17 protein-coding genes are annotated in these 21,126 nt (G+C 74.0%); 6 read left to right on the top strand and 11 right to left on the bottom strand.

Annotated elements, in window-relative coordinates; translation table 11 throughout:
- Positions 1-10: 10 nt before the first annotated feature.
- The gene (locus ACIG3E_RS31875) at positions 11-2,854 is read right to left on the bottom strand and encodes a hypothetical protein (RefSeq protein WP_399623035.1); all 2,844 of its coding nucleotides are present in this window, start codon (positions 2,852-2,854) and stop codon (positions 11-13) included.
- A gap of 243 nt (positions 2,855-3,097) precedes the next feature.
- Entirely contained in the window at positions 3,098-3,973 is an 876-nt protein-coding gene (locus tag ACIG3E_RS31870; protein ID WP_399623034.1) for a LysR family transcriptional regulator, read from the bottom strand.
- Positions 3,974-4,067: 94 nt separating this feature from the next.
- On the opposite strand from ACIG3E_RS31870, the gene ACIG3E_RS31865 reads away from it, so the two are divergent.
- Genes ACIG3E_RS31865 through ACIG3E_RS31855 form a run of 3 tightly spaced genes read left to right on the top strand, consistent with a single transcriptional unit; the run spans position 4,068 to position 7,471 of the window.
- Positions 4,068-4,775: a succinate dehydrogenase gene (locus ACIG3E_RS31865; protein ID WP_399623033.1), complete on the top strand. Its 708-nt coding sequence runs from the start codon at positions 4,068-4,070 to the stop codon at positions 4,773-4,775.
- Between the two features lie 3 nt (positions 4,776-4,778).
- On the top strand, positions 4,779-6,728 hold the full coding sequence (locus tag ACIG3E_RS31860) for a fumarate reductase/succinate dehydrogenase flavoprotein subunit (RefSeq protein ID WP_399623032.1): 1,950 nt from the start codon (positions 4,779-4,781) through the stop codon (positions 6,726-6,728).
- On the top strand, positions 6,725-7,471 hold the full coding sequence (locus tag ACIG3E_RS31855; RefSeq protein ID WP_399623031.1) for a succinate dehydrogenase/fumarate reductase iron-sulfur subunit: 747 nt from the start codon (positions 6,725-6,727) through the stop codon (positions 7,469-7,471). The genes ACIG3E_RS31860 and ACIG3E_RS31855 overlap by 4 nt, the downstream gene beginning before the upstream one ends.
- On the opposite strand, the gene ACIG3E_RS31850 is transcribed toward ACIG3E_RS31855, so the two are convergent.
- Together ACIG3E_RS31850 and ACIG3E_RS31845 are read right to left on the bottom strand one after the other, a co-directional pair.
- A complete protein-coding gene (locus ACIG3E_RS31850; RefSeq protein WP_399623030.1) occupies positions 7,468-8,469 on the bottom strand; it encodes an MBL fold metallo-hydrolase in 1,002 nt (333 codons plus the stop codon). The genes ACIG3E_RS31855 and ACIG3E_RS31850 overlap by 4 nt on opposite strands.
- 83 nt (positions 8,470-8,552) lie before the next feature.
- Complete coding sequence (locus tag ACIG3E_RS31845; protein ID WP_399623029.1) at positions 8,553-9,530, bottom strand: serine hydrolase; 978 nt, start codon at positions 9,528-9,530, stop codon at positions 8,553-8,555.
- Between the two features lie 35 nt (positions 9,531-9,565).
- Between ACIG3E_RS31845 and ACIG3E_RS31840 the strand changes: the two genes are divergently transcribed.
- Positions 9,566-10,528 carry a LysR family transcriptional regulator gene (locus tag ACIG3E_RS31840; RefSeq protein WP_399623028.1) on the top strand — a complete coding sequence of 321 codons (963 nt, stop codon included), beginning with the start codon at positions 9,566-9,568 and terminating at the stop codon, positions 10,526-10,528.
- 135 nt (positions 10,529-10,663) lie between these two features.
- Here ACIG3E_RS31840 and ACIG3E_RS31835 read toward each other — a convergent pair whose 3' ends face one another.
- Together ACIG3E_RS31835 and ACIG3E_RS31830 are read right to left on the bottom strand one after the other, a co-directional pair.
- Complete coding sequence (locus tag ACIG3E_RS31835) at positions 10,664-13,021, bottom strand: ATP-binding cassette domain-containing protein (protein WP_399623027.1); 2,358 nt, start codon at positions 13,019-13,021, stop codon at positions 10,664-10,666.
- Between the two features lie 74 nt (positions 13,022-13,095).
- The gene (locus ACIG3E_RS31830) at positions 13,096-14,133 is read right to left on the bottom strand and encodes an MsnO8 family LLM class oxidoreductase (RefSeq protein WP_399623026.1); all 1,038 of its coding nucleotides are present in this window, start codon (positions 14,131-14,133) and stop codon (positions 13,096-13,098) included.
- 120 nt (positions 14,134-14,253) lie between these two features.
- Between ACIG3E_RS31830 and ACIG3E_RS31825 the strand changes: the two genes are divergently transcribed.
- Positions 14,254-14,742 (top strand): hypothetical protein, encoded by a 489-nt coding sequence (locus ACIG3E_RS31825; protein WP_399623025.1) that lies wholly within the window; start codon positions 14,254-14,256, stop codon positions 14,740-14,742.
- 97 nt (positions 14,743-14,839) lie between these two features.
- Here ACIG3E_RS31825 and ACIG3E_RS31820 read toward each other — a convergent pair whose 3' ends face one another.
- Positions 14,840-15,055, bottom strand: a complete 216-nt coding sequence (locus tag ACIG3E_RS31820) for a dodecin (protein ID WP_399623024.1) — start codon at positions 15,053-15,055, stop codon at positions 14,840-14,842.
- A gap of 243 nt (positions 15,056-15,298) precedes the next feature.
- Here ACIG3E_RS31820 and ACIG3E_RS31815 point away from each other — a divergent pair, with 243 nt between their 5' ends.
- The gene (locus ACIG3E_RS31815) at positions 15,299-16,579 is read left to right on the top strand and encodes an extracellular solute-binding protein (RefSeq protein ID WP_399623023.1); all 1,281 of its coding nucleotides are present in this window, start codon (positions 15,299-15,301) and stop codon (positions 16,577-16,579) included.
- A 52-nt stretch (positions 16,580-16,631) separates the two neighbouring features.
- On the opposite strand, the gene egtD is transcribed toward ACIG3E_RS31815, so the two are convergent.
- The 4 genes from egtD to egtA are packed head-to-tail and all read right to left on the bottom strand — an operon-like array spanning position 16,632 to position 21,062.
- The gene (gene egtD, locus ACIG3E_RS31810) at positions 16,632-17,594 is read right to left on the bottom strand and encodes an L-histidine N(alpha)-methyltransferase (protein WP_399623022.1); all 963 of its coding nucleotides are present in this window, start codon (positions 17,592-17,594) and stop codon (positions 16,632-16,634) included.
- Positions 17,591-18,346: an ergothioneine biosynthesis protein EgtC gene (gene egtC / locus ACIG3E_RS31805; protein WP_399623021.1), complete on the bottom strand. Its 756-nt coding sequence runs from the start codon at positions 18,344-18,346 to the stop codon at positions 17,591-17,593. Before egtC ends, egtD begins: the two co-directional genes overlap by 4 nt.
- Positions 18,346-19,740, bottom strand: a complete 1,395-nt coding sequence (gene egtB / locus ACIG3E_RS31800) for an ergothioneine biosynthesis protein EgtB (protein WP_399623020.1) — start codon at positions 19,738-19,740, stop codon at positions 18,346-18,348. Before egtB ends, egtC begins: the two co-directional genes overlap by 1 nt.
- Complete coding sequence (gene egtA / locus ACIG3E_RS31795) at positions 19,737-21,062, bottom strand: ergothioneine biosynthesis glutamate--cysteine ligase EgtA (protein WP_399623019.1); 1,326 nt, start codon at positions 21,060-21,062, stop codon at positions 19,737-19,739. Before egtA ends, egtB begins: the two co-directional genes overlap by 4 nt.
- Between the last annotated feature and the right edge of the window lie 64 nt (positions 21,063-21,126).

The raw sequence follows: 21,126 nt of genomic DNA, 5'->3' as shown, positions 1-21,126 counted from the left end.
GCGGCCCGCGTCAGTGCCCTTCGGGCGGCGCCGTCGTGGTCGAGTGGGACGGGCTGGGGGTCTCCACCGGGGCCGTGACGTTGTTCGCCCAGGTGGTCGCCAGGACCGTGGCCACCGCCGCCACGGCCGCCACCAGGACCGCGCTCACCGGGGTGGCCAGGGACGACAGACGGCGGAAGTTGCGGACGTGGCCCCACAGGAGATCGGCCCTGCGGACCAGGCGCATCTCCCAGTACAGCGCCAGACCCAGGGCCATGACGGTGCTCTGCGCCAGGAGCAGGAAGACCGAGAGCGCGGTCGGCCCCTGGGGCACGCGCAGGCGCGGCACGAGCAGCAGGAGCTGGACCGCCGACATCACGGCCCACAGCCAGCCCGCCTTGCCGACGGGCGTGTTGCCGCGCAGCCACGGATACAGATAGCCGTACGTGAAGCCGTGCGCCAGCCAGACGCAGGTGGGCGCGCCCGCCACGGTCACCGACTCCGGCAGGCCGCTGTAGCCCTCGGCCTGCCAGGCGGTCCACGCCGTCCACGGCAGGGTGAGCAGCGCGGTGGCCGCCGCGGCGGCGACGCCGTTCGACCAGGCGGTGCGGCCCGCCGAGCCGCCGAGCGCGACGGCCTTGAGCCGCGCCGTCTCCCGGGCCGCGTCCGCGGCGGTGGGCCGGCGCAGGCTCTGCCACTTCTCCTCCCAGGTGTCGGCGGGCAGGGAGGTGTCGGCGAGGGTGCCCCGTGACGACGTCAGGAAGCGGTGCCGCCCCTCGGCGAAGAGCAGGGCGCGGGCCAGGGAGTTGAGCAGCCGGGCGTGCGCGGCGCCGGACAGGGCGTGCAACCGCCGGGCGCGCTCCGCCCGGCCGGGCGGCAGCAGCAGGTGGGCACCCGCCCAGGCCACGAGGAGCGCGGCGGCGGTCGTCCAGTACGGCAGCCAGCTGCTCGGGGCGCCGATGACGGTCGCCGCGGCGGCGAACAGCAGCAGGGCCAGGCAGTTCCGGCGCGCGCCCGAGCCCCAGCGGCCCTGCCGCCCTCCGGTGGCGTGGAGCTGGGCCAGCAGGACGGCGACGGCCGCGCACCACACCACCTGTGCGCCGGGCGCGATGGTGCGGACGCCGTAGACGAGGCTGTCGCCCGGCCACTCCCCGGCGAGCTGGGCGAACAGGTCGCTGGTCGCGGGGCGGTCCGTGGAGGTCATGGTGGTCCACCACGGCAGCAGCGCGGGGACGAGCACGGCCGCGAGCGCCAGGCGCCCCTTCCAGCCGATCCGGGCCGCGGGCGGCAGGAGCGGGACGACGATTAGCAGCAGCGCGGTGACCCAGGGCGTGAGCAGGGTGAACAGGAGCGGCCAGGAGGCCCCGGCGCTCCGCCCGGTGAAGAGCCACTGCCCGGTGAACGGCGTCGCCAGGTCGAACTCCCAGGGCAGTACTTGGAGGACGACGCAGGAGATCCCCGCGGTCCAGGTGGCCAGGGCGAGCGGCACCGCCCACGGGCGCGCCGCGCCGCCGCACAGCCGCAGCCGGAGGGCCCCGTACACGACGACGGCCGCGAGGAGGGCGGTGACGAGACAGGTGACGACGGCCCGCGTCCACGTGCCGCCGCCCATGAGCCAGGCCAGCAGGACGAGGGCCGCGGCGGGCGTGGCCAGGACGCCCGCCTCGACGGCGGCGGGGCAGGGGGCGCCGCGCCGCCGGTGGGTGACGACGACGGTCAGCACCGGAAGGACGAACAGGACGGTCCCGAGCAGCACGCCTTCCGTGCGCGACTCCATGGGCAGCGGTTCCGCGACCAGGCCGGTGTGGCCGTACACGAGGCCTCCCCACAGCCAGGAGAGCACCTTCCAGTTCGTGGAGTAGGAGTCGAGCAGCAGCGCGCCCACGGCGATGACGAGGCCCACGGCGATGAGCGGTACGAGGGGACTCGTGCGGGGGCTCCCGCCCGGCGCGGCGCGGTAGCCGAGCAGCGCGGCGCAGCTCACGACGGCCAGGACGACGAGGGACAGCAGGGCTTCGGGGCTGCTGCCCGGCGGGTTCTTCGGGGCGGTGGGGACGGCCGCGGGGAGGGACGTCTCCCGCGAGGTCAGGAGGCTCGCCCGCACCGAGCCGAGGCCGTTCGCCCGGTCGGTCTCCCTGAGTACGAGCTCGACCGTGCGGGCCTGCTGCCGGGCCGGGGTGCCGGTGACCGCGAGGCCCCAGCCGCGCGGCACCTCGATGCTCCAGGTCCAGTGGCCGGGCAGGCGGACGAGGGGGACCAGATCGCCCTTCTCGTCCTTGAACGAGGAGGCGAGGGCGTACCCGAGGCCGCTCCTGGTCATCGCGTCGGTCAAGGTGACGCGGTGCTCGGCGGTGACGGTCACGCTGTCGCGCGCCGATGCCTGGCTGACCGTGCACCAGCTGGGGTAGCCGGGCCGCCGCGCGCCGCCGTGCAGGGCGACGGCGGTGGGGTACCCGCCCGGCAGCCTGCTGGAGACCTGGGCGAACCGCTCCGGCCGCGCCCTGAGCCGGTTCACGAGCGGATCCGCCGCCCGCAGCCGCAGCCGGTAGCGGACCAGGGCCTGCCAGGACCTCTCGGGCGTCCGCTCGACGCGCACCGAGATCTCGCCGCGAGCGTCCCGGCCCGGGACGTCCACCGCCGAGCCCACCGGAACACGGCCGGACGCCGCCTCCGCCCCCTCCTCCGTCCACCACGGGCTCGGAGGCCGCGGTGTGGTGAGCTCCGCCCGCTGCGCCAGGACCTGGGCCCGCGCCGTGTCACCCCACTCGTCCGACGCCCACGTCACACACGCCGCGACAAGGCCGCACAGCAGCAGCGCGGCCGTCGCGCGAGCAGCCCTGGCGACCCTGTGGCGCACGCCCCGCGCAGCCCCCATGCGCGCCCCCTCCCGCGTTCGGAGGGCCAGGGTAGGGCCGGGCACGGGGTGGCCGGGAGGCGTCGGTTGGCGGGAAATCTCCTACGTACGTGCTGTTCTGGGGGGGGCGCGTGGGAGTGGAGCAGGGGCGCGCGCTTTCCGGTGCGCGGCGCAGGCGTGCGCCGCACCGGGTCTCCCGGCGGGGCACCGGCGCTCACCTCATGGGGTCGCACCGGCGCTCACCTCACGGGGGCGCGCCGGGTCTCACCGGGCGAGGAGCATCCGCTGGAGCTCCCGGGCCGCCCGCGGCGGTGCCACGTCGCTGCGGTGGGCGAGCGCGATCGTGCGGCGCAGGCGCGGCCGGGCGAGCGGGGTCATCCGCAGGTCGCCGCCCGCGCGTTCGGCGACCATGCGGGGGACGACGGCCACGCCGAGGCCCGCGCGCACGAAGCCGAGCACCGCGTCCATTTCGCCGCCCTCGACGGCGAACTCGGGCTCGAAGCCCTCGGCCCGGCAGGCCGCGACCGTCAGCTCCCGCAGGTCGTAGCCGTGCCGGAACATCACGAGGCGCTCGCCCTGCAGATCGGCGACGCGGGCCGTGGCGCCGAGGCCGGGCGCGTCCGGCGACGACACCACGACCAGGTCCTCGCGCAGCAGTTCCACCGTGGTCAGGGCGGGGGAGGGGCTCGGCAGCGGAAGCACCACGAGCGCCAGGTCGAGGGCGCCGCGCGCGAGGTGGCGGACGAGGTCGTGGCTGCCGCCCTCCTCGATGAGGAGCTGGATGCCGGGGTGCCGGTCGTGGAAGTCGCGCAGGACCTGCGGAAGCAGACCGGTGCAGACGCTCGGGGTCGCGCCGAGACGCACCCGGCCGCGGCGCAGCTGCGCCAGCTCCTGCACCTCGATGCGGGCGGTGTCGGCGTCGGCCAGGATGCGCCGGGCCAGCGGAAGCAGCGCCTCGCCCGCGTCGGTGAGCGTGATGTTGCCGCGCGCCCGGCTGAACAGCGCGGCGCCCAGCTCCTTCTCCAGGGCCCGCACCTGCTGCGAGAGCGAGGGCTGCGAGACGTGCACCCGCTCGGCGGCCCGGGTGAAGTGCCGGGTCTCGGCGACGGCGACGAAGTAAAGGAGCTGCTGGAATTGCATGCTCACACCCTAGACTTTCCATAGTCTCCCGCTATGGAGATGAGCGCCATCATCTCTTGGACTGATCGGGACCTTCGCCCGTAGCGTGGATGACATGGCTCTGGCAACGCGGACGGACCGACGGCCGTCACTTCCGCGATCGGTGTGGGACTCCACCGTCGGCAAGAAGACCGTGATGGCGGTGAGCGGTCTGATCATGCTGCTCTACCTGGTCGCCCACATGATCGGGAACCTGAAGATCTTCTTCGGTCCCGGCGACTTCAACCACTACGCGCACTGGCTGCGCACGCTCGGCGAGCCCGTGATGCGCTGGGAGTGGACCCTGTGGGTCATCCGCGTCGTGCTCGTCGTCTCCGTCGTCGCGCACGCCGTGTCCGCGTACCAGCTGAGCAAGCGCGACATCAAGGCGCGTCCCACCAAGTACGTGCACAAGAAGCCGCGCAGCAGCTACGCGACGCGCACCATGCGCTGGGGCGGCGTCATCGTCGGCCTGTTCATCGTCTGGCACATCCTGGACCTGACGACGGGCACCGCGCACCCCGGCGAGTACCAGCACCTGCACCCGTACCAGAACGTCATCGACACCTTCTCGACCTGGTACGGCAACGTCGTCTACATCGTCGCCGTGGTCGCCGTCGGCTTCCACGTGCGGCACGGCTTCTGGAGCGCCGCACAGACCCTCGGCGCGGGCAGCGCGACCCGCGACCGTGCCCTGAAGACCTGCGCCAACGGCCTCGCGCTCCTGCTGACCGCTGGCTTCGTCTCCGTACCCGTCGGCGTCATGACCGGAGTGGTGAGCTGACCGATGAATTCCTTTGCCGAGTACGTCACCGGAGAGCCGGTCGTCGACACCAAGGCGCCGCGCGGGCCGGTCGACGAGCGCTGGGACACCCGCCGCTTCGAGGCCAAGCTGGTCAACCCCGCCAACCGCCGCAAACACACCGTGATCGTGGTGGGCACCGGCCTCGCGGGCGGCTCCGCCGGGGCCACGCTCGCCGAACAGGGCTACCACGTCGTGCAGTTCTGCTACCAGGACTCGCCGCGCCGCGCCCACTCGATCGCCGCGCAGGGCGGCATCAACGCCGCCAAGAACTACCGCAATGACGGCGACTCCGTGCACCGCCTGTTCTACGACACCGTCAAGGGCGGCGACTTCCGCGCCCGCGAGTCCAACGTGCACCGGCTCGCGCAGATCTCGGTGGAGATCATCGACCAGTGCGTGGCCCAGGGCGTGCCCTTCGCGCGCGAGTACGGCGGACTGCTCGACACCCGCTCCTTCGGCGGCGTGCAGGTCTCCCGCACGTTCTACGCCCGCGGCCAGACGGGCCAGCAGCTCCTGCTCGGCGCGTACCAGGCGCTCAGCCGCCAGATCGCGGCCGGGAACGTGGAGATGCATCCGCGCACCGAGATGCTCGACCTGATCGTCGTCGACGGCCGGGCGCGCGGCATCGTCGCCCGCGACCTGGTCACCGGCAAGGTCGACACCTACTTCGCGGACGCCGTCGTCCTCGCCTCCGGCGGCTACGGCAACGTCTTCTACCTGTCGACCAACGCCATGAACTCCAACGCCACCGCCGTGTGGCGGGCCCACCGGCGCGGCGCCTACTTCGGCAACCCGTGCTTCACCCAGATCCACCCCACCTGCATCCCGCGCACCGGCGACCACCAGTCGAAGCTGACGCTGATGAGCGAGTCGCTGCGCAACGACGGCCGCATCTGGGTGCCGAAGGCCAAGGGCGACACGCGCCCGGCGAACGAGATCCCCGAGGACGAGCGCGACTACTACCTGGAGCGCATCTACCCCTCCTTCGGCAACCTCGTCCCGCGTGACATCGCCTCGCGCGCCGCGAAGAACGTCTGCGACGAGGGCAGGGGAGTGGGCCCCGGCGGCCAGGGCGTCTACCTGGACTTCGCCGACGCCATCGCGCGCATGGGCCGGGGGGCCGTCGAGGCCAAGTACGGCAACCTCTTCGACATGTACCAGCGGATCACCGACGAGGACCCGTACCGGGTGCCGATGCGGATCTACCCCGCCGTGCACTACACGATGGGCGGCCTGTGGGTCGACTACGACCTGCAGACCACCGTCCCCGGCCTGTTCGCCATCGGCGAGGCCAACTTCTCCGACCACGGCGCGAACCGGCTCGGCGCCTCCGCCCTGATGCAGGGCCTCGCCGACGGCTACTTCGTCCTGCCGTCCACCATCAACGACTACCTCGCGCGGAACCCGCACCAGGAGGAGGTCACCGACCGGCACCCCGCGGTGCGCGAGGTGCTCACCGAGACCGAGGAGCGGATCGCGCGCCTGCTGGCCGTCGACGGCGACCGCACGCCCGACTCCTTCCACCGCGAACTCGGCGAACTCATGTGGGAGTTCTGCGGCATGGCCCGCTCCGAGACGGGCCTGCGCAAGGCCCTGGAGCGCATCCCGCAGATCCGCGAGGAGTTCTGGCGGCGCCTGAAGGTGCCCGGCACCGGCGAGGAGTTCAACCAGTCCCTGGAGAAGGCCAACCGCATCGTCGACTACCTGGAGCTCGCCGAGCTGATGTGTCTCGACGCGCTGCACCGCGCCGAGTCCTGCGGCGGCCACTTCCGCGAGGAGTCCCAGACCCCCGACGGCGAGGCCGCCCGCAGGGACGAGGAGTTCTCCTACGTGGCCGCCTGGGAGTTCACCGCCACCGGCACCGCCCCCGTCCTGCACAAGGAAGACCTGGTCTTCGAGTACGTCCACCCCACTCAGCGGAGCTACGCATGAAGCTCACCCTGCGCGTCTGGCGCCAGCAGAACGCCGACGCCGAAGGCGCCATGTCCACGTACGAGGTGGACGGGATCTCGCCGGACATGTCCTTCCTGGAGATGCTCGACACCCTCAACGAAGAGCTCATCGTCAAGGGCGAGGAGCCGGTCGCCTTCGACCACGACTGCCGCGAGGGCATCTGCGGCGCCTGTTCGCTCGTCATCAACGGCGACGCGCACGGGCCCGAGCGCACCACCACCTGCCAGCTGCACATGCGGTCCTTCGCGGACGGCGACACCATCGACGTCGAGCCGTGGCGCGCGGCCGCCTTCCCGGTCATCAAGGACCTGGTCGTCGACCGCTCCGCCTTCGACCGCATCATCCAGGCGGGCGGCTACATCAGCGTCCCGACCGGCTCCGCGCCCGAGGCACACGCCACGCCCGTGCCGAAGCCGGACGCCGACTACGCCTTCGAGCACGCCGAGTGCATCGGCTGCGGCGCCTGCGTGGCCGCCTGCCCCAACGGCTCGGCGATGCTGTTCACCTCGGCCAAGGTGAACCATCTGAGCGTCCTTCCGCAGGGCGCGCCCGAGCGCGAGACCCGCGTCCTCGACATGGTCACGCAGATGGACTCCGAGGGCTTCGGCGGCTGCACCCTGACCGGAGAGTGCGCCACGGCCTGCCCGAAGGGCATCCCGCTGCCGTCCATCGCGGCGATGAACAAGGAGTGGCTCCGGGCCGCGCGCAAGGCGCCCCGCTAGGGGTTCCGCCGCAGGTCCGCCCCGTACACCGTCGCGTAGTCCGGCACCACGAGCCGGGAGCGGGGGCTGGCCGCACGGGCCTGGGCGAGGAAGTCGTCCAGGCCCGTGCCGTCCTTCCGGGGCGGATCGCTCAGTGGCCGCTCGAAGTTGTCCCAGTGCACGGGGACGATGACGTCGGGCCGCCCGAGCGCGTCCAGCAGCCGCGGCACATAGCGGTACGTCGACGCGCTCGACGCCACCGCGACCATGGCGATGTCCGGCTCCAGGCCCCGGAAGGACCGCTCGTCGAAGTCGCTCGCCCCCATGAAGAGCGCCGAAGGCGCGCCGTCCGGCGTCACCTTGAACGCCAGCGTGTCGCCCTCCGGCAGGTCGGCGACCGTCCGGGGCGCGGCCGCGGGCGGGGCGTGCAGGGTGCCGGGCGCGAAGTAGGAGTACGAGCCGCCTCGGCTGTGCCGCGAGCTCGCCACCTCGATCACGTACCCGTCGAAGTCGAGCACCTCGCCGCCCCTCACCACGGATATCTGCCCGGCGTCCACGCCGAAGGAGCGCAGCACGTGGTACGTCGTCTCGGTGCCGATGACCCGCGCCCCCGTCGAACGGGCCAGCTGGGGCACGTCGTTGAGGTGGTCCCAGTGGGTGTGCGTGACGCAGATGACCTCCGGCGTGCCCGCGTGCTCGCGCACCAGCGCCTCGTCGGTGCGCAGCCGCGTACCGGGGTCGAAGGAGCCGGTGAACAGACCGGTGTCGAAGCGGGTGACGTACGGATCGACGAGGACGGTCCTGTGCTTCGTCTTCGTCGGCTTCTTCGTCCGCAGGTCGATCCGCCAGCCCGAGGTGCCGAGCCAGCGGTACGAGACGGGCGCGGAAGCACGGCGGCGGGCCGGGGCGCGCCCCTCGGCGGACGCGGTGGCGGGGACCAGGGGGACGGCCGCGCCGAGGGCGGCTCCGCGCAGGAGGGTGCGACGGCCGGGGCTGAGGGGTCGTGCGGGGGAGTCCATGGCGGCAGCAGACCAGGCCCCCGGGCGCGCCGTCCAAGATCAAGGGGCCGCGCGGTCGATATCTGAATCGATATGACCCCAGCTCAGAGCGGTCGTCCCGCAGACGCGCAGGCCCGCAAACTGTCGACGGCCAGGCGTGCCGCCGTGCCGATCGCGGCGTCCACCCGGGTGAGGTCGGCGGCCATCGCGTGGCTTCGTGCGAACACCGCCACGGCGTATGTGTCGCCCTCCGGCCAGCGCACCACGCCCGCCTCGATGTGCAGCCCCGGCAGCGTGCCGGTCTTCGCGGCGATCCGTACGTCGTCGGGAAACCCCGAGGTGAGCCGGTGGCGGAACACCTGGCGCCCCATCAGCGCCCGCACCTGCGCGCACGCCTCGGGCGGCCCCGCCGCGTCCCGCCAGATCAGGTCGAGCAGACGGGTGACCTCACGGGGCGTACTGGCGTTGGCCCGCGCCGGGTCGAGGACGCTCAGGCGCCGCTTCCCCTCGTCCGGCAGGGCGCGGTACAGCGCGGCGAACTCCTCCGCCGTGCGCGCCCCGACGTCGCCCAGCATCGACGCGAGGGCCTCGCGCGGCCCGCCCACGATCCGGGTCCGCGCGAGGCCCAGCTCCCGCGCCAGCAGGCCCACCGTGTCGAGGCCGACGCGGGAGAGCAGGATGTCGGCCGCGGAGTTGTCACTCACGGTCAGCGCGAAGTACGCGAGGTCGCGCAGCGAGACCTCCACGTCGTCCACGCACCCGGCGATCCCCCAGCCCCCCAGCCGCTGCCCGTCCGTCACCAGGACCCGCTCCCGCGGATCGAGCTGCCCCGCGGCGACCTGGCGCGCGAACTCCAGGACGAGCAGCACCTTGAAGACGGAGGAGAGGGGGACGGGGGTGTCGGGGGCGACACCGACGTCGGCCCGCCCGCCCTTTGCCGCGGCGGCCGCGCCGGACGGGGCGCGGCTCGCCGGGCCTTGGCCACCGGAGGGGCCCGGGCCGGGGTCGATGCGCTGTGCGTGCAGCGCGCCCTCCGCGCCCGCCCGGGCGAAGACCTCCCGTACGCGTTCCTCGACCCGCATCCCGCCCCTCACTTCCTCTCGCCTACGCTCGTCGCGTGGATCTCTTGCGGCACCTGCGCATTTTCCTCGTCACCGCGGAGGAGCTGCACTTCAGCCGGGCCGCCGAGCTGCTCGGCATGGCCCAGCCGCCGCTCAGCCAGGCGGTGCGCCGCCTGGAGAAGGAGCTCGGCGCCGAACTCTTCGACCGGAGCAACCGGCAGGTGCGGCTCACCGCCGCCGGGTCCGTCCTGTACGACGAGGCCCGCGAGCTCCTCGTGCGCGAGGAGCGGCTGCGGTCCCTGGTGCGGCGCGCCGTCGACGGCGACGTCGGTACGCTGCGCGCGGGCGTGCCCGAGGACACCGCCGCGCCCGTGCTGCACGCGCTGCTCGCCGCCTGTGCGGAGCACGCGCCGGGCCTGCGCGTCGACCTCCAGGAGGTGTCCACGCAGGAGCAGCTGCGCCTGCTCGCCTCCGGTGGCCTCGACGTCGGCCTGCTGCACCTGCCGGTGGACGCCACCGGCCTCGTCCTCGGGCCCGAAGTCGCCGTCGAGCTGGGCGTGGTGCTGCCCCGGACGTCCCCGCTGGCCCGGCTCGCGGAGGTCGCCCTCGCGGATCTGTCCGGGCACGACCTGGTGCTCGGCCCGCGGGAGGCCGCGCCGGGGTGGTACGACGCCACGCTCGACGTCTGCCGCGGGGGCGGCTTCGTGCCCGGCCGCGTCCGGCACGCCCGGAACCCCGAGTTCCTGCTCGGCCTCGTGGCGGCCGGGCAGGGCGTGGCCTTCGAGCGGGGCACCGCCGCGCGCAAGGAGCCGAGGGTGGTCTGGCGCCCGCTCGCCGGTCGGCCCCTCGCGCAGCGGGTCGCCGGGGCGTGGCCCGGGCAGGGGGCCCACGCGGGGGCCGGACGGTTCGCGGACCTCGCGGCGCGGGTCCTCACCCGGGACGGCACGGCCGCACCCCGGCCCCCGTCCCCGCCGCCCCCGAGCCCACGCCCCTGGTCAGTGGTATACGAGCCCCCGTGACCCCGGGCCGGGTTCCCCCGCCCACCCAAGCCAGCAGACGGACGACAACCCGCGAGCCGCCAGGTCGGGGCCGGGCTGGGTCGCTGGGGCAGGTACGGGTGGGCGGGTGGGAGGGAACCCCCGCCGGAACCCCGGTCAGGCCGGGGAGGGCAGGGCCGCGGCCAAGTAGGGGGCCGTACGGCTGAGGGCGGCGAGGGAGACCTGCCCCGGGGGCCCCGAGGCCACCACGCGGCCCCCGCCCGCCCCACCCCCGGGCCCAAGGTCCACCACCCAGTCCGCCCCGGCCACCACGGCCATGTCGTGCTCGGCCACCACCACGGAGTGCCCCGCGTCGACCAGCTCGTGCAGCCGCCCCACGAGCAGCTCCACATCGGCGGGGTGCAACCCGGTGGTGGGCTCGTCCAGGAGGTAGAGGGTGTGCCCCCGCCGCGCCCGCTGCAACTCGCTGGCGAGCTTGATGCGCTGCGCCTCGCCCCCGGACAGCTCCGTGGCGGGCTGGCCGAGGCGCAGATAGCCGAGGCCCACGTCGATGAGGGTGCTCAGGCTGCGCTGGACGGCGGGCGTGTCGGCGAAGAAGGCGGCGGCGGCCTCGACGGTCAGGTCGAGGACCTCGGCGATGGTGCGGCCGTTGTGGGTGACCTGGAGGGTCTCGGGGTTGTAGCGGGCGCCTCCGCAGTCGGGGCAGGGCGCGTACGTACTGGGCAGGAAGAGCAGCTCCACGCTCACGAACCCCTCGCCCTGGCAGGTCTCGCACCGCCCGCCCGCCACGTTGAAGGAGAACCGCCCGACCCCGTACCCGCGTTCCCGTGCCGCGTCGGTGGCCGCGAAGACCTTGCGTACGACGTCGAAGAGGCCGGTGTAGGTGGCCAGGTTGGAGCGGGGGGTGCGGCCGATGGGCTTCTGGTCGACGCGGACCAGGCGCCCGACGCCGTCGAGTTCCTCGGTGAGCTCGCCGAGGAGCGTGGACTTGCCGGAGCCGGAGACGCCGGTGACCGCGGTGAACGCGCCGAGGGGGAACTCCACCGTCACCTCCCGCAGGTTGTGCCGGGTCACCGGGCCCACCTTCAGCCAGCCGCGCGGCTCGCGGACCTCCCGTACGGGGGCCGGGGCGCGGCCGAAGAGGTAGCGGGCCGTGGCGGACTCGGCGACGTCGGCGAGGTCGGCCACGGGGCCGCTGTGCAGGACCTCGCCGCCGTGCTCGCCCGCGCGCGGGCCCACGTCCACGAGCCAGTCGGCGTGGCGCATCACGTCGAGGTGGTGTTCCACGACGAACACGGAGTTGCCCGCCGCCTTGAGCCGGTCGAGCACCGTGAGGAGGGACTCGGTGTCCGCCGGGTGCAGCCCGGCCGACGGCTCGTCCAGGACGTACACGACGCCGAAGAGCCCGGAGCGCAGCTGGGTCGCCAGGCGCAGGCGCTGGAGTTCGCCGGGGGAGAGCGTCGGCGTGGCGCGGTCGGGGGAGAGGTAGCCGAGGCCCAGTTCGGTGATGGTGTCGATGCGGGAGAGGAGGTCGGCGGTGAGGACGCGGGCCGTCTGTGAACCGCCGGTGTCGCGCAGGCACGCGGCGAGGTCGCTCAGCGGCAGCGCGGCGAGCTCGGCGATCGTGCGGCCCGCGAAGGTCACCGCGAGCGCCTCGGGCCGCAGCCTGCTGCCGCCGCACGCCGGGCACGGCTCGCTGGTCAGGAAGCGCGCGGCCTTGGCGCGCAGGGTCGGGCTCTTGGAGTCGGCGAACGTCTTCATGACGTAGCGCCGGGCGCTCATGTACGTGCCCTGGTAGGGGCGTTGGATGCGGCCCGCCTCGCGGACGGGGTGGACCGTCACCACCGGCTGCTCGTCGGTGAACAGGATCCAGTCCCGCTCGCCCTGCGGCAGTTCGCGCCAGGGCCGGTCCACGTCGTGGCCGAGCGTGTCCAGGACGTCGCGGAGGTTCTTGCCCTGCCAGGCGCCGGGCCAGGCCGCGATGGCGCCGTCGCGGATGGACAGGGACGGGTCGGGGACCAGGAGTTCCTCGGTGGTGCGGTGCACCCGGCCGAGGCCGTGGCACTCCGGGCACGCGCCCGCGGCCGTGTTCGGCGAGAACGCGTCCGAATCGAGCCGCTCGGCGCCCGCGGGATACGTACCGGCGCGTGAGAACAGCATCCGCAGCGAGTTGGACAGCGTCGTGACGGTGCCCACCGAGGAGCGGGAGGTGGGCGCGGCCCTGCGCTGCTGGAGCGAGACGGCGGGCGGCAGGCCAGTGATCTCGCTGACCTTGGGCGCCCCGACCTGGTGGATGAGGCGGCGCGCGTACGGGGCGACCGACTCGAAGTAGCGCCGCTGGGCCTCCGCGTAGATCGTCCCGAAGGCCAGCGAGGACTTCCCGGAGCCGGAGACGCCGGTGAACACGGCGATCACGTCGCGCGGGACGTCCACGTCGACGCCGCGCAGATTGTGCTCGCGGGCGCCCCGGACGCGGACGAACGGGTCGTGGTCGTGGGCGCGGGGGCTGGGCATGGGGCGGGCTCCGAACGCGGCGATGGGGCAAACCCCACGATTCTAGGCCGGGGCCGTTCGCGCACCTCGGGCGGTCACGCGCCGGTGGCCGCCGGGGCCCCGGCGAGGCCCGCCACCCGGGCCAGGCGCCGGTAGGAGTCGAGCAGGCCTTCGCGGTCGTGCGTACTGGTGGTCACCAGGACCTCCTGGGCGCCGCTGTCCTTGAGCAGCGTCTCCAGGGCGTCGGCGACCTGCTCCTCGGTGCCGTGGAGGTGGCCCTGGAGCCCGGACTCGTACAGCTCGCGCTCCTTGTCGGTCATGCCGCCCGTCGCGGCGAGCCGCTCGACGCGCTCGGCGGGCGGCAGCGGCGGGAACGTGCCGTGGGTGCGGGAGTACGCCATCGACCAGGCCTCCGGCACGAGCAGGCGGCGCGCTGCCTCCTCGGTGGCGGCGACGGCGACCGAGCCGGAGACGATCACGTACGGCTCCGGCGCCCAGGGCGAGGGCGTGAAGGCCGCGCGGTAGCCGTCGACGGCGCGCAGCATCCGCTCCCGGCGCCGCAGGTCGCCGATGACAAGGGGCAGGCCCGCGGCCGCGGCGATGGCGGCGCCCTCGCCGGTGGCCAGGACGTACGCCGGGACCCGTACGCCGTCGGCCGGGTAGGCGCGCACACCGGTGTCCGAGGCGCCGCGGAACCAGTCGAGCAGCTCCGTGAGCTGGGCCGCGAAGTCCTCGGCGGCGTGCTTGTCGCGGCCGAGCGCCTTGCGTACGCCGTCGGTGAACCCGACCGAGCGGCCGAGCCCCATGTCGATCCGGCCGGGGAAGAGCGCCTCCAGGACCCCGAACTGCTCGGCGACCACGAGCGGCTGATGGTTCGGCAGCATCACGCCGCCCGTGCCGACCCGGATCGTACGGGTGGCCCCGGCGACGGCCGCGGCGAGCACCGTCGGCGCGGAACCGGCGACTCCGGGCACGCCGTGGTGCTCGGACACCCAGAAGCGGTGGTAGCCGAGCGCCTCCAGGTCCTGCGCGAGACGGACCGTGTCACGCAGCGCCTCGGCCCCCTCGTGCCCCTCACGGACACGCGAACGGTCGAGGACGGAGAAGCGGGTGGATGCGATCACTGTGCTCACAGACATGTTCAACGCTCGCCGCGGCTGAGGATTCCCGCTCCCGCCCACGGCGTCGCGTACTTCATGAGGTGCGTCGCGTTCCGTGCGCCGACGGCGCGTCCTTGTCCTTAGGCTGATCACGTGACGCACGACAACAGACCCCTGGCCGTGTTCGACCTCGACGGCACGCTCGCCGACACCGCGCACCGCCAGCGGTTCCTGGAGCGCACGCCGCGTGACTGGGACGCGTTCTTCGCGGCGGCGCCGTACGATCCGCCGCTGCCGCGCGGCGTCGCGCTCGCGCGGGAGAGCGCGGGGGAGTGCGAGGTCGTGTATCTGACGGGACGGCCGGAGCGCTGCCGTGCCGACACCGAGGCGTGGCTCGCCGCGCAGGGGCTGCCCGAGGGGCGGATCTGGATGCGGCGCGACCACGACCGGCGGCCCGCGCGCCGCACCAAGCTGGAGGTCCTGCGGCACCTCGCGCGGGGCCGCGAGGTGCGCGTGCTCGTGGACGACGACGAGCTGGTGTGCGACGACGCGGAGCGGGCCGGGTTCACGGTGGTGCGGGCGCGCTGGGCGCGGACGTCGGCCGCGCTGAAGGACGGCCAGGAACGCGAGGGGCGCACCTGAGGCCGGGAGGGACGTACCCGCGGCGGCGGGGGGACGTGCCTGAGGCGGCGAGGAGCGCGCCTGAGGCCGGGAGGCGCACCCGCGGCCGCGCCGGGTGTCAGTCCGCGTCCTCCAGGCGGAAGCCGAGCTTCAGGCCCACTTGGTAGTGCCGGATCTCCCCGTCCTCGATGTGGCCGCGCACCTGCGTGACCTCGAACCAGTCCAGGCCGCGCAGCGTCTGCGAGGCGCGGCTTACGCCGTTGCGGATGGCCTGGTCGACGCCTTCGTGGGACGTGCCGACGATCTCGGTGACCCGGTAGGTGTGCTCGGACATGGGGTCCTTCTCCTCTCCGCGGCGGTGCGGCTGCCTCCACGGTAGTGCCGGGCGGTGGCGCGGGCCTGTTGGCGGCGGTGCGGGGGTGGACCGATGTGATCGATTGATGGAGGTGCCGTGAGAGACCGATGCGTCCACGCCCCTTGACCCGATGTTGAGGTCCGTACCAAAATCCCACACACCCGTTCGAGCACAGCTCTTCCCCACGTCGGGCCCCTCCCCCCGTGCTGTCCCCCGCAGAAAGTGACCGACGTGAACGCGCGCCACAGACGCATCTCGCTCTCCCTCGCCCTGACCTTCGCCGCCACCGCCCTGCTGCCCGGCTGCGGCGTCCTGACCGGTTCGGACGACGACAAGAGCTCCGTCACGGTCTGGCTGATGCGGGGCAGCGCGTCGGACGGGTTCGTCAAGCGGTTCACCGAGGACTTCGAGAAGCAGCACGACGACATCGACCTGGACATCCGCATCCACGAATGGACCGGCATCGGCCCCAAGGTGCAGAAGGCCCTCAAGGAGGACGACGGGCCCGACGTCATCGAGGTCGGCAACACCCAGGTCTCCCAGTACGTCGACGGGGGCGGCCTGGAGGACCTCACCCTGGAGTCCGCGCGCGACCTCGGCATGGACGACTGGCTGCCCGGCCTCGCCGAGCCCGGCCGCTTCCGGGGCGCCCAGTACGGCGTGCCGTGGTACGCCGCCAACCGCGTGGTCCTCTACAACAAGGACCTGTTCGCCCGGGCCGGGATCAAGCGGCCCCCCAAGACCCGGCAGCAGTGGCTGGACGCGACGGCGCGCCTCGACTCCGGCGCGGACCAAGGGATCTACCTCGCCGGACAGGACTGGTACACGCTGGCCGGGTTCATCTGGGACGAGGGCGGCGACCTCGCCAAGGAGAAGGGCGGCGTCTGGAAGGGCACCCTGAACTCCCCGGCCGCGCTGCGCGGCATGGACTTCTACCAGCAGCTCCAGGCGCTCGGCGACGGCCCCCAGAACGCCGACGAGGAACACCCGCCGCAGGCCGGGGTGTTCGCCAAGGGCGACGTCGCGCAGATCATCGCGGTGCCCGGCAGCGCCCGCGCCATCGAGGCGAAGAACCCCGCCCTGAAGGGGAAGATCGGCTACTTCCCGATCCCCGGCAAGACCGCGGGCAAGCCCGGCGCGGTCTTCACCGGCGGCTCCGACCTCGTCGTGCGCGAGGGCACCAAGGAGCGCAAGGCGGCCGTCGAGGTCGTCAAGGCGCTCGCGGGCGAGAAGTGGCAGAAGGAGCTCGCCCGCACCATGGACTACGTACCGAACAAGACGACGCTCGCCCCCACCGTGGCGGGCGACGCCGGGGTGGCCGCGATGGCGGCCGGGGCCGCGCGGGGCCGGGCGACGCCCAACTCGCCGCGCTGGGCCCTGGTCGAGGCCAAGAACCCGATCAAGACGTACATGTCGAAGGTCCTCGCGGGCGGCGACGCGGCCGCCGAGGCCAAGGCGGCCTCAAGCCGGATCACCGAGGCCCTGGAGGACAACGCCCACTGAGCCAAGGCCCGTGGGGCCCGCCGCCGATGGCGCCGGGCCCCGGGCCCCGGCCTCAGGCCGCCGTGCTCAGGGACAGCGCGAAGCGCCCGCGCTCGTCCGTCCACCAGTGCGTCAGCTCCAGTCCGGCCGCGGCCAGTTCGGACCGGACGCCGTCCTCGCGGAACTTCGCGGAGACCTCGGTGCGCAGGTCCTCGCCCCGCTCGAAGTCGACCGCGAGGTCCAGGGCGGGGATCTTCACCGTCTGTGTGAGCCGGGACCGCAGCCGCATCTCGATCCACTCCCGGTCGCGGTCCCACACGGCCACGTGGCTGAACGCCTCGGGGTCGAAGTCCGCACCCAGCTCGCGGTTCACGACGTGCAGCACGTTCTTGTTGAACGCGGCGGTCACGCCCGCCCCGTCGTCGTACGCCGACACCAGGACCGACTCGTCCTTGACCAGGTCCGTGCCGAGGAGCAGCGCGTCCCCGGGGGACAGCAGGCCGCGCACCGAGGCGAGGAAGGCGGCGCGCTCGGCGGGCAGCAGATTGCCGACGGTGCCGCCGAGGAACGCCACCAGGCGCGGCCCCGGCGTGCCCGGCAGCGCGAGGCCCTCGGTGAAGTCGGCCACGAGCGCGTGCACGCTCAAGGAGGGCCGCTGGGCGAGGAGCGTGTTCGCCGCGCCGGTGAGCGCGGACTCGCTGACGTCGACGGGCACGTACGTGTCCAGGTCCGTCAGGGCGTCGATGAGGTGCCGGGTCTTGTCGGAGGATCCCGAGCCGAGCTCTATCAGCGTGCGGGCCCCGGTGACCTCGGCGATCCGTGCCGACCTGGCGACCAGGATCTCGCGCTCGGCACGCGTCGGGTAGTACTCGGGCAGGGTGGTGATCTCGTCGAACAGGACGCTGCCGCGCGCGTCGTAGAACCACTTGGGCGGCAGCGTCTTCGGGGTGCGCGACAGGCCGTGCAGGACGTCGGCGCGCAGGGCGGCGTCGGTGGCGTCCTCGGGCAGGGTGCGGGTCAGCAGGAACGGGCTCACGCGGGTGGCTCCTTGAGCGGGGTGAGAAGGACGTCGGTGCGGCTCGCGTGGAGCAGCGTGTGGTCGGGGACCTCGCGCCAGCGCGGGTCGTCGTCGTACGGCTCGGAGGCGGCGACGGTGCCGCGCCCGGGCACGGCCAGGTACCAGAGGGTGTCGCCCCAGGCCGTCGCGGCGATCGTCGCGCCGTCGGTGACCAGCAGGTTCAGCCGTGATCCGGGGGCCGCATCCGCGACCTCCACGACCGTGTCCGCGACCGCCTGCGGCAGCGGCTCGCCGCGCCGCAGGCGGGCCTGGACGAGCGCCCAGACCAGCGCCGAGTCGCAGCGTGCTTCCAGGGAGAGGAGATCGGCGGCCGGGAGCCCGGCGGCGAGCGGCGCGAGCGAGGCGGGCCAGCCGGACACCGCGCCGTTGTGGCTGAACAGCCAGCGGTCCGCGGCGAACGGCGCCGCCGCGGCCTCCCCGTCCGCCCCGGCCACGGTTGCGTCGCGCACGGCGGCGAGCACCGCCGCGGAGCGCACCACGCGCGCGAGGTCGGCGAACGACTGGTCGCCCCAGATCGGCCCGGCCCGCCGGTAGCGCGCGGGCACCGGGTCGCCGTCGGCGTACCAGCCCACGCCGAAGCCGTCGGCGTTGACCGTGCCGTACCGCTGGTGCCGGGGCGCCCAGGACTGCCGCAGGAGGCTGGAGCGAGGCGTGACGAGCAGCGCGCCCAGGTGCTCGGGCGCGCCGACGTAGGCGAGGTGACGGCACATCAGCCGAGCTCCGCGGCCAGCTCGGCGGCCGTGGCGTCACGGGCCGTGCGGAAGCCGGAGAAGATCTGCCGCCGCACCGGGTGGTCCCAGTTGCGGAAGGTGCCCCGGCAGGCCACGGCGTCCACGGAGAAGGCGCCGCCGCGCAGGACCTTGTAGTCGCCGCCGAAGAACACCTCCGAGTACTCGCGGTAGGGGTAGGCGACGAAGCCCGGGTAGGGCAGGAAGTCGCTCGCCGTCCACTCCCACACGTCGCCCATCAACTGCCGTATGCCGAGCGGCGAAGCGCCCTGCGGATAGCTGCCGACGGGCGCCGGGCGCAGATGGCGCTGGCCCAGGTTCGCGTGCCGGGGCGCGGGGTCCTCGTCTCCCCACGGGTAGCGCGCCGAGCGGTCCTCGTCGGGCCGGTGGCGGGCGGCCTTCTCCCACTCGGCCTCGGTGGGCAGGCGCCGCCCCGCCCAGCGCGCGTACGCGTCCGCCTCGTACCAGCTGACGTGGACCACCGGCTCGTCGGCGGGCACCGGCTCCACGCGGCCGAAGCGCCGCCGCAGCCACTGGCCGCCCTCGCGGCGCCAGAACAGCGGCGCCGCGAGGCCGTTCCCCCGGACCGTCTCCCAGCCGCGCTCGTGCCACCAGCGCGGCTCCTCGTACCCGCCGTCGTCGATGAAGCGCTGGTACGCGGCGTTCGTCACCGGCGTGGTGTCGAGGAAGAAGGGCGGCACGAGCCGCTGGTGGGCGGGGCGTTCGTTGTCGAGCGCCCAGGGCTCGGTGGACGTTCCCATGGTGAACGTGCCGCCGGGCACGAGGACTTCGTCCGGGCCGCCGAAGGCCTCAGCGGGCTCCGGGTCGGGGGCGGTGAGCGCCGGGGCGCCCGCGCGCAGCTGATGGGTGATCAGCATGGTCTCGTCGTGCTGCTGTTCGTGCTGCGCGATCATGCCGAAGGCGAAGCCCGCGTCGGTGAGCCCGGCCACCGCCTGCGCGCCGCCCACGGCGAGCGGGGCGTCCGGAGCGAACGGGGTGCCGTCCGTGAACGGGGTGCTCTCCAGGACGTCGAGCGCCCGGCCGCGCACCTCGGCGGCGTAGCGGCGGGCCTCATCGGGCGCGAGCAGCGGCAGCGAGGGACGGGTGGCGCGCGGGTGCTCGAAGGCGTCGTACAGGGAGTCGATCTCGGGCCGCAGGGCGTCGCGGCCGCCGACCGCGCGCAGCAGCCACTGCTCCTCCTGGTTGCCTATGTGGGCGAGGTCCCACACCAGTGGTGACATCAACGGCGAGTGCTGTGCGGTCAGTTCGGAGTCCTCGACGCAGGAGGTGAGCAGCGCGGTCCGCTCGCGCGCGGCCCGGAGCGCGCCGAGCGCGCGCTCCCGCAGCTCCTCGGGGCCGACGGGGGATCCGGTCATGCGTGTGCGTCCTTCCCCGGGGTGAGCGCCCCGTGTGCGTCGAGTTCGTCGAGCAGGTCGTCGGCCGGGCAGCGGCCCCGCGCGACATACCGGTCGGCGTGGGCCGCGACCGCCGTGACCACCGCGGGGGCCGCGCCCAGCCGGGGCAGCGCGTCAAGGGCGGCGGCGAAGCAGGCCGCGGCCGCCTCCCGCAGCTCCGGGTCCGCGAGGCCGTGGCGGGCCGCGTCCAGCCACAGCGGGCTGTGCGGCGCGGGCGTCACCCCGGCCCGCTCGGCCAGCGGCTTCACGGTGCGGTAGGCGGTCTCGGTGGCCTGCGCGTCGTCGAAGAGCGCCATGGTCACGGCGAGCGGCACCACCCAGCCGTCCGCGCCCGGCTGCGCGTCGACCATGCGCAGCTCCAGGTGCCCCCGCGGTCTGACCGGCGGGAACAGCGTGGTGAGGTGGTAGTCGAGGTCACCGCGCGTGGGCGGCCGGGGAAGACCGGAGCGTATCCACGACCGGAAGGTGAGTCCCTGGGGCACCAGCCACGGTGCGCCGCCCTCGGGGGAGTCCTCCGTGGTACGCACGCACATCACCGGCGCGTCCAGGGCGTGCCGTGCCCAGGCCTCCCGCGGCTCCTCGTCGAGCGCGGGCGCGCCCGACCTGCCGGGGTCGATGCCCGCCCACACGGCCTGCCGCGTGGACCGCCAGCCCGTGGCCCGGCCGTCCTGCACCGGCGAGTTGGCGAACGCCGCCACCAGGACCGGGCCGAGCAGATGCGCGAGCCGCCAGCGCCGGGCGAAGCCGAGCGGCCCCGGCTCCGCGTACCCGGCGTCCAGGCAGATCTGCACGGACGCCGTGGAGCACATCATGCGGCGGCCCGCCTCGCCCGCGCGGTCGAGCCAGCACTCCATGGCGTCGTAGCGCGGCTCTCGCAGCAGCCGCGTCGGGGCACGCCACGGGTCGGCGCCGAGGCCGGTGAGGGTGAGGTCCAGGGGGCGGAGCGCGTCACGGACGACGGTGAGATCGGCCGCCACGGCCGATACGCACTCCATGAGCGAGGCGGCGGGCAGCGAGCTGAGCTCCAGCTGACCGCCGGGTTCCACGGTGACCGCCGAGTGCAGGGATCGGGTCCGCAGGGCCGCGCGGGCGGTCTCGACGCGGGCGGACGTGACGGGAAGGCGCGGGGAGCGCCGGTCGTGGACGAGCCACTCCAGCTCCACGCCGACGGCGGCGGGCGGTCCGTTCTTGAAGCAGATGCCGCGCACCAGGGCCTCGACCTCCGCCTCGGTCACGGCGTCGCGAGGACGCACGCGACGGTTCGTACAGTCTCCCTCTGGCATGCCGGGGGTCCTCCTGTTCCGGGCGGCCCGGACGTCGCGTCCGGGCAGCGCTCGTAACACCCAA

This window comes from Streptomyces sp. NPDC053474, from assembly GCF_044544845.1.
In the GTDB taxonomy this organism is placed as follows: Bacteria; Actinomycetota; Actinomycetes; order Streptomycetales; family Streptomycetaceae; genus Streptomyces.
Note: the sequence above shows the minus strand (reverse complement) of the source record. Positions and strands in the feature narration are given on the sequence as shown.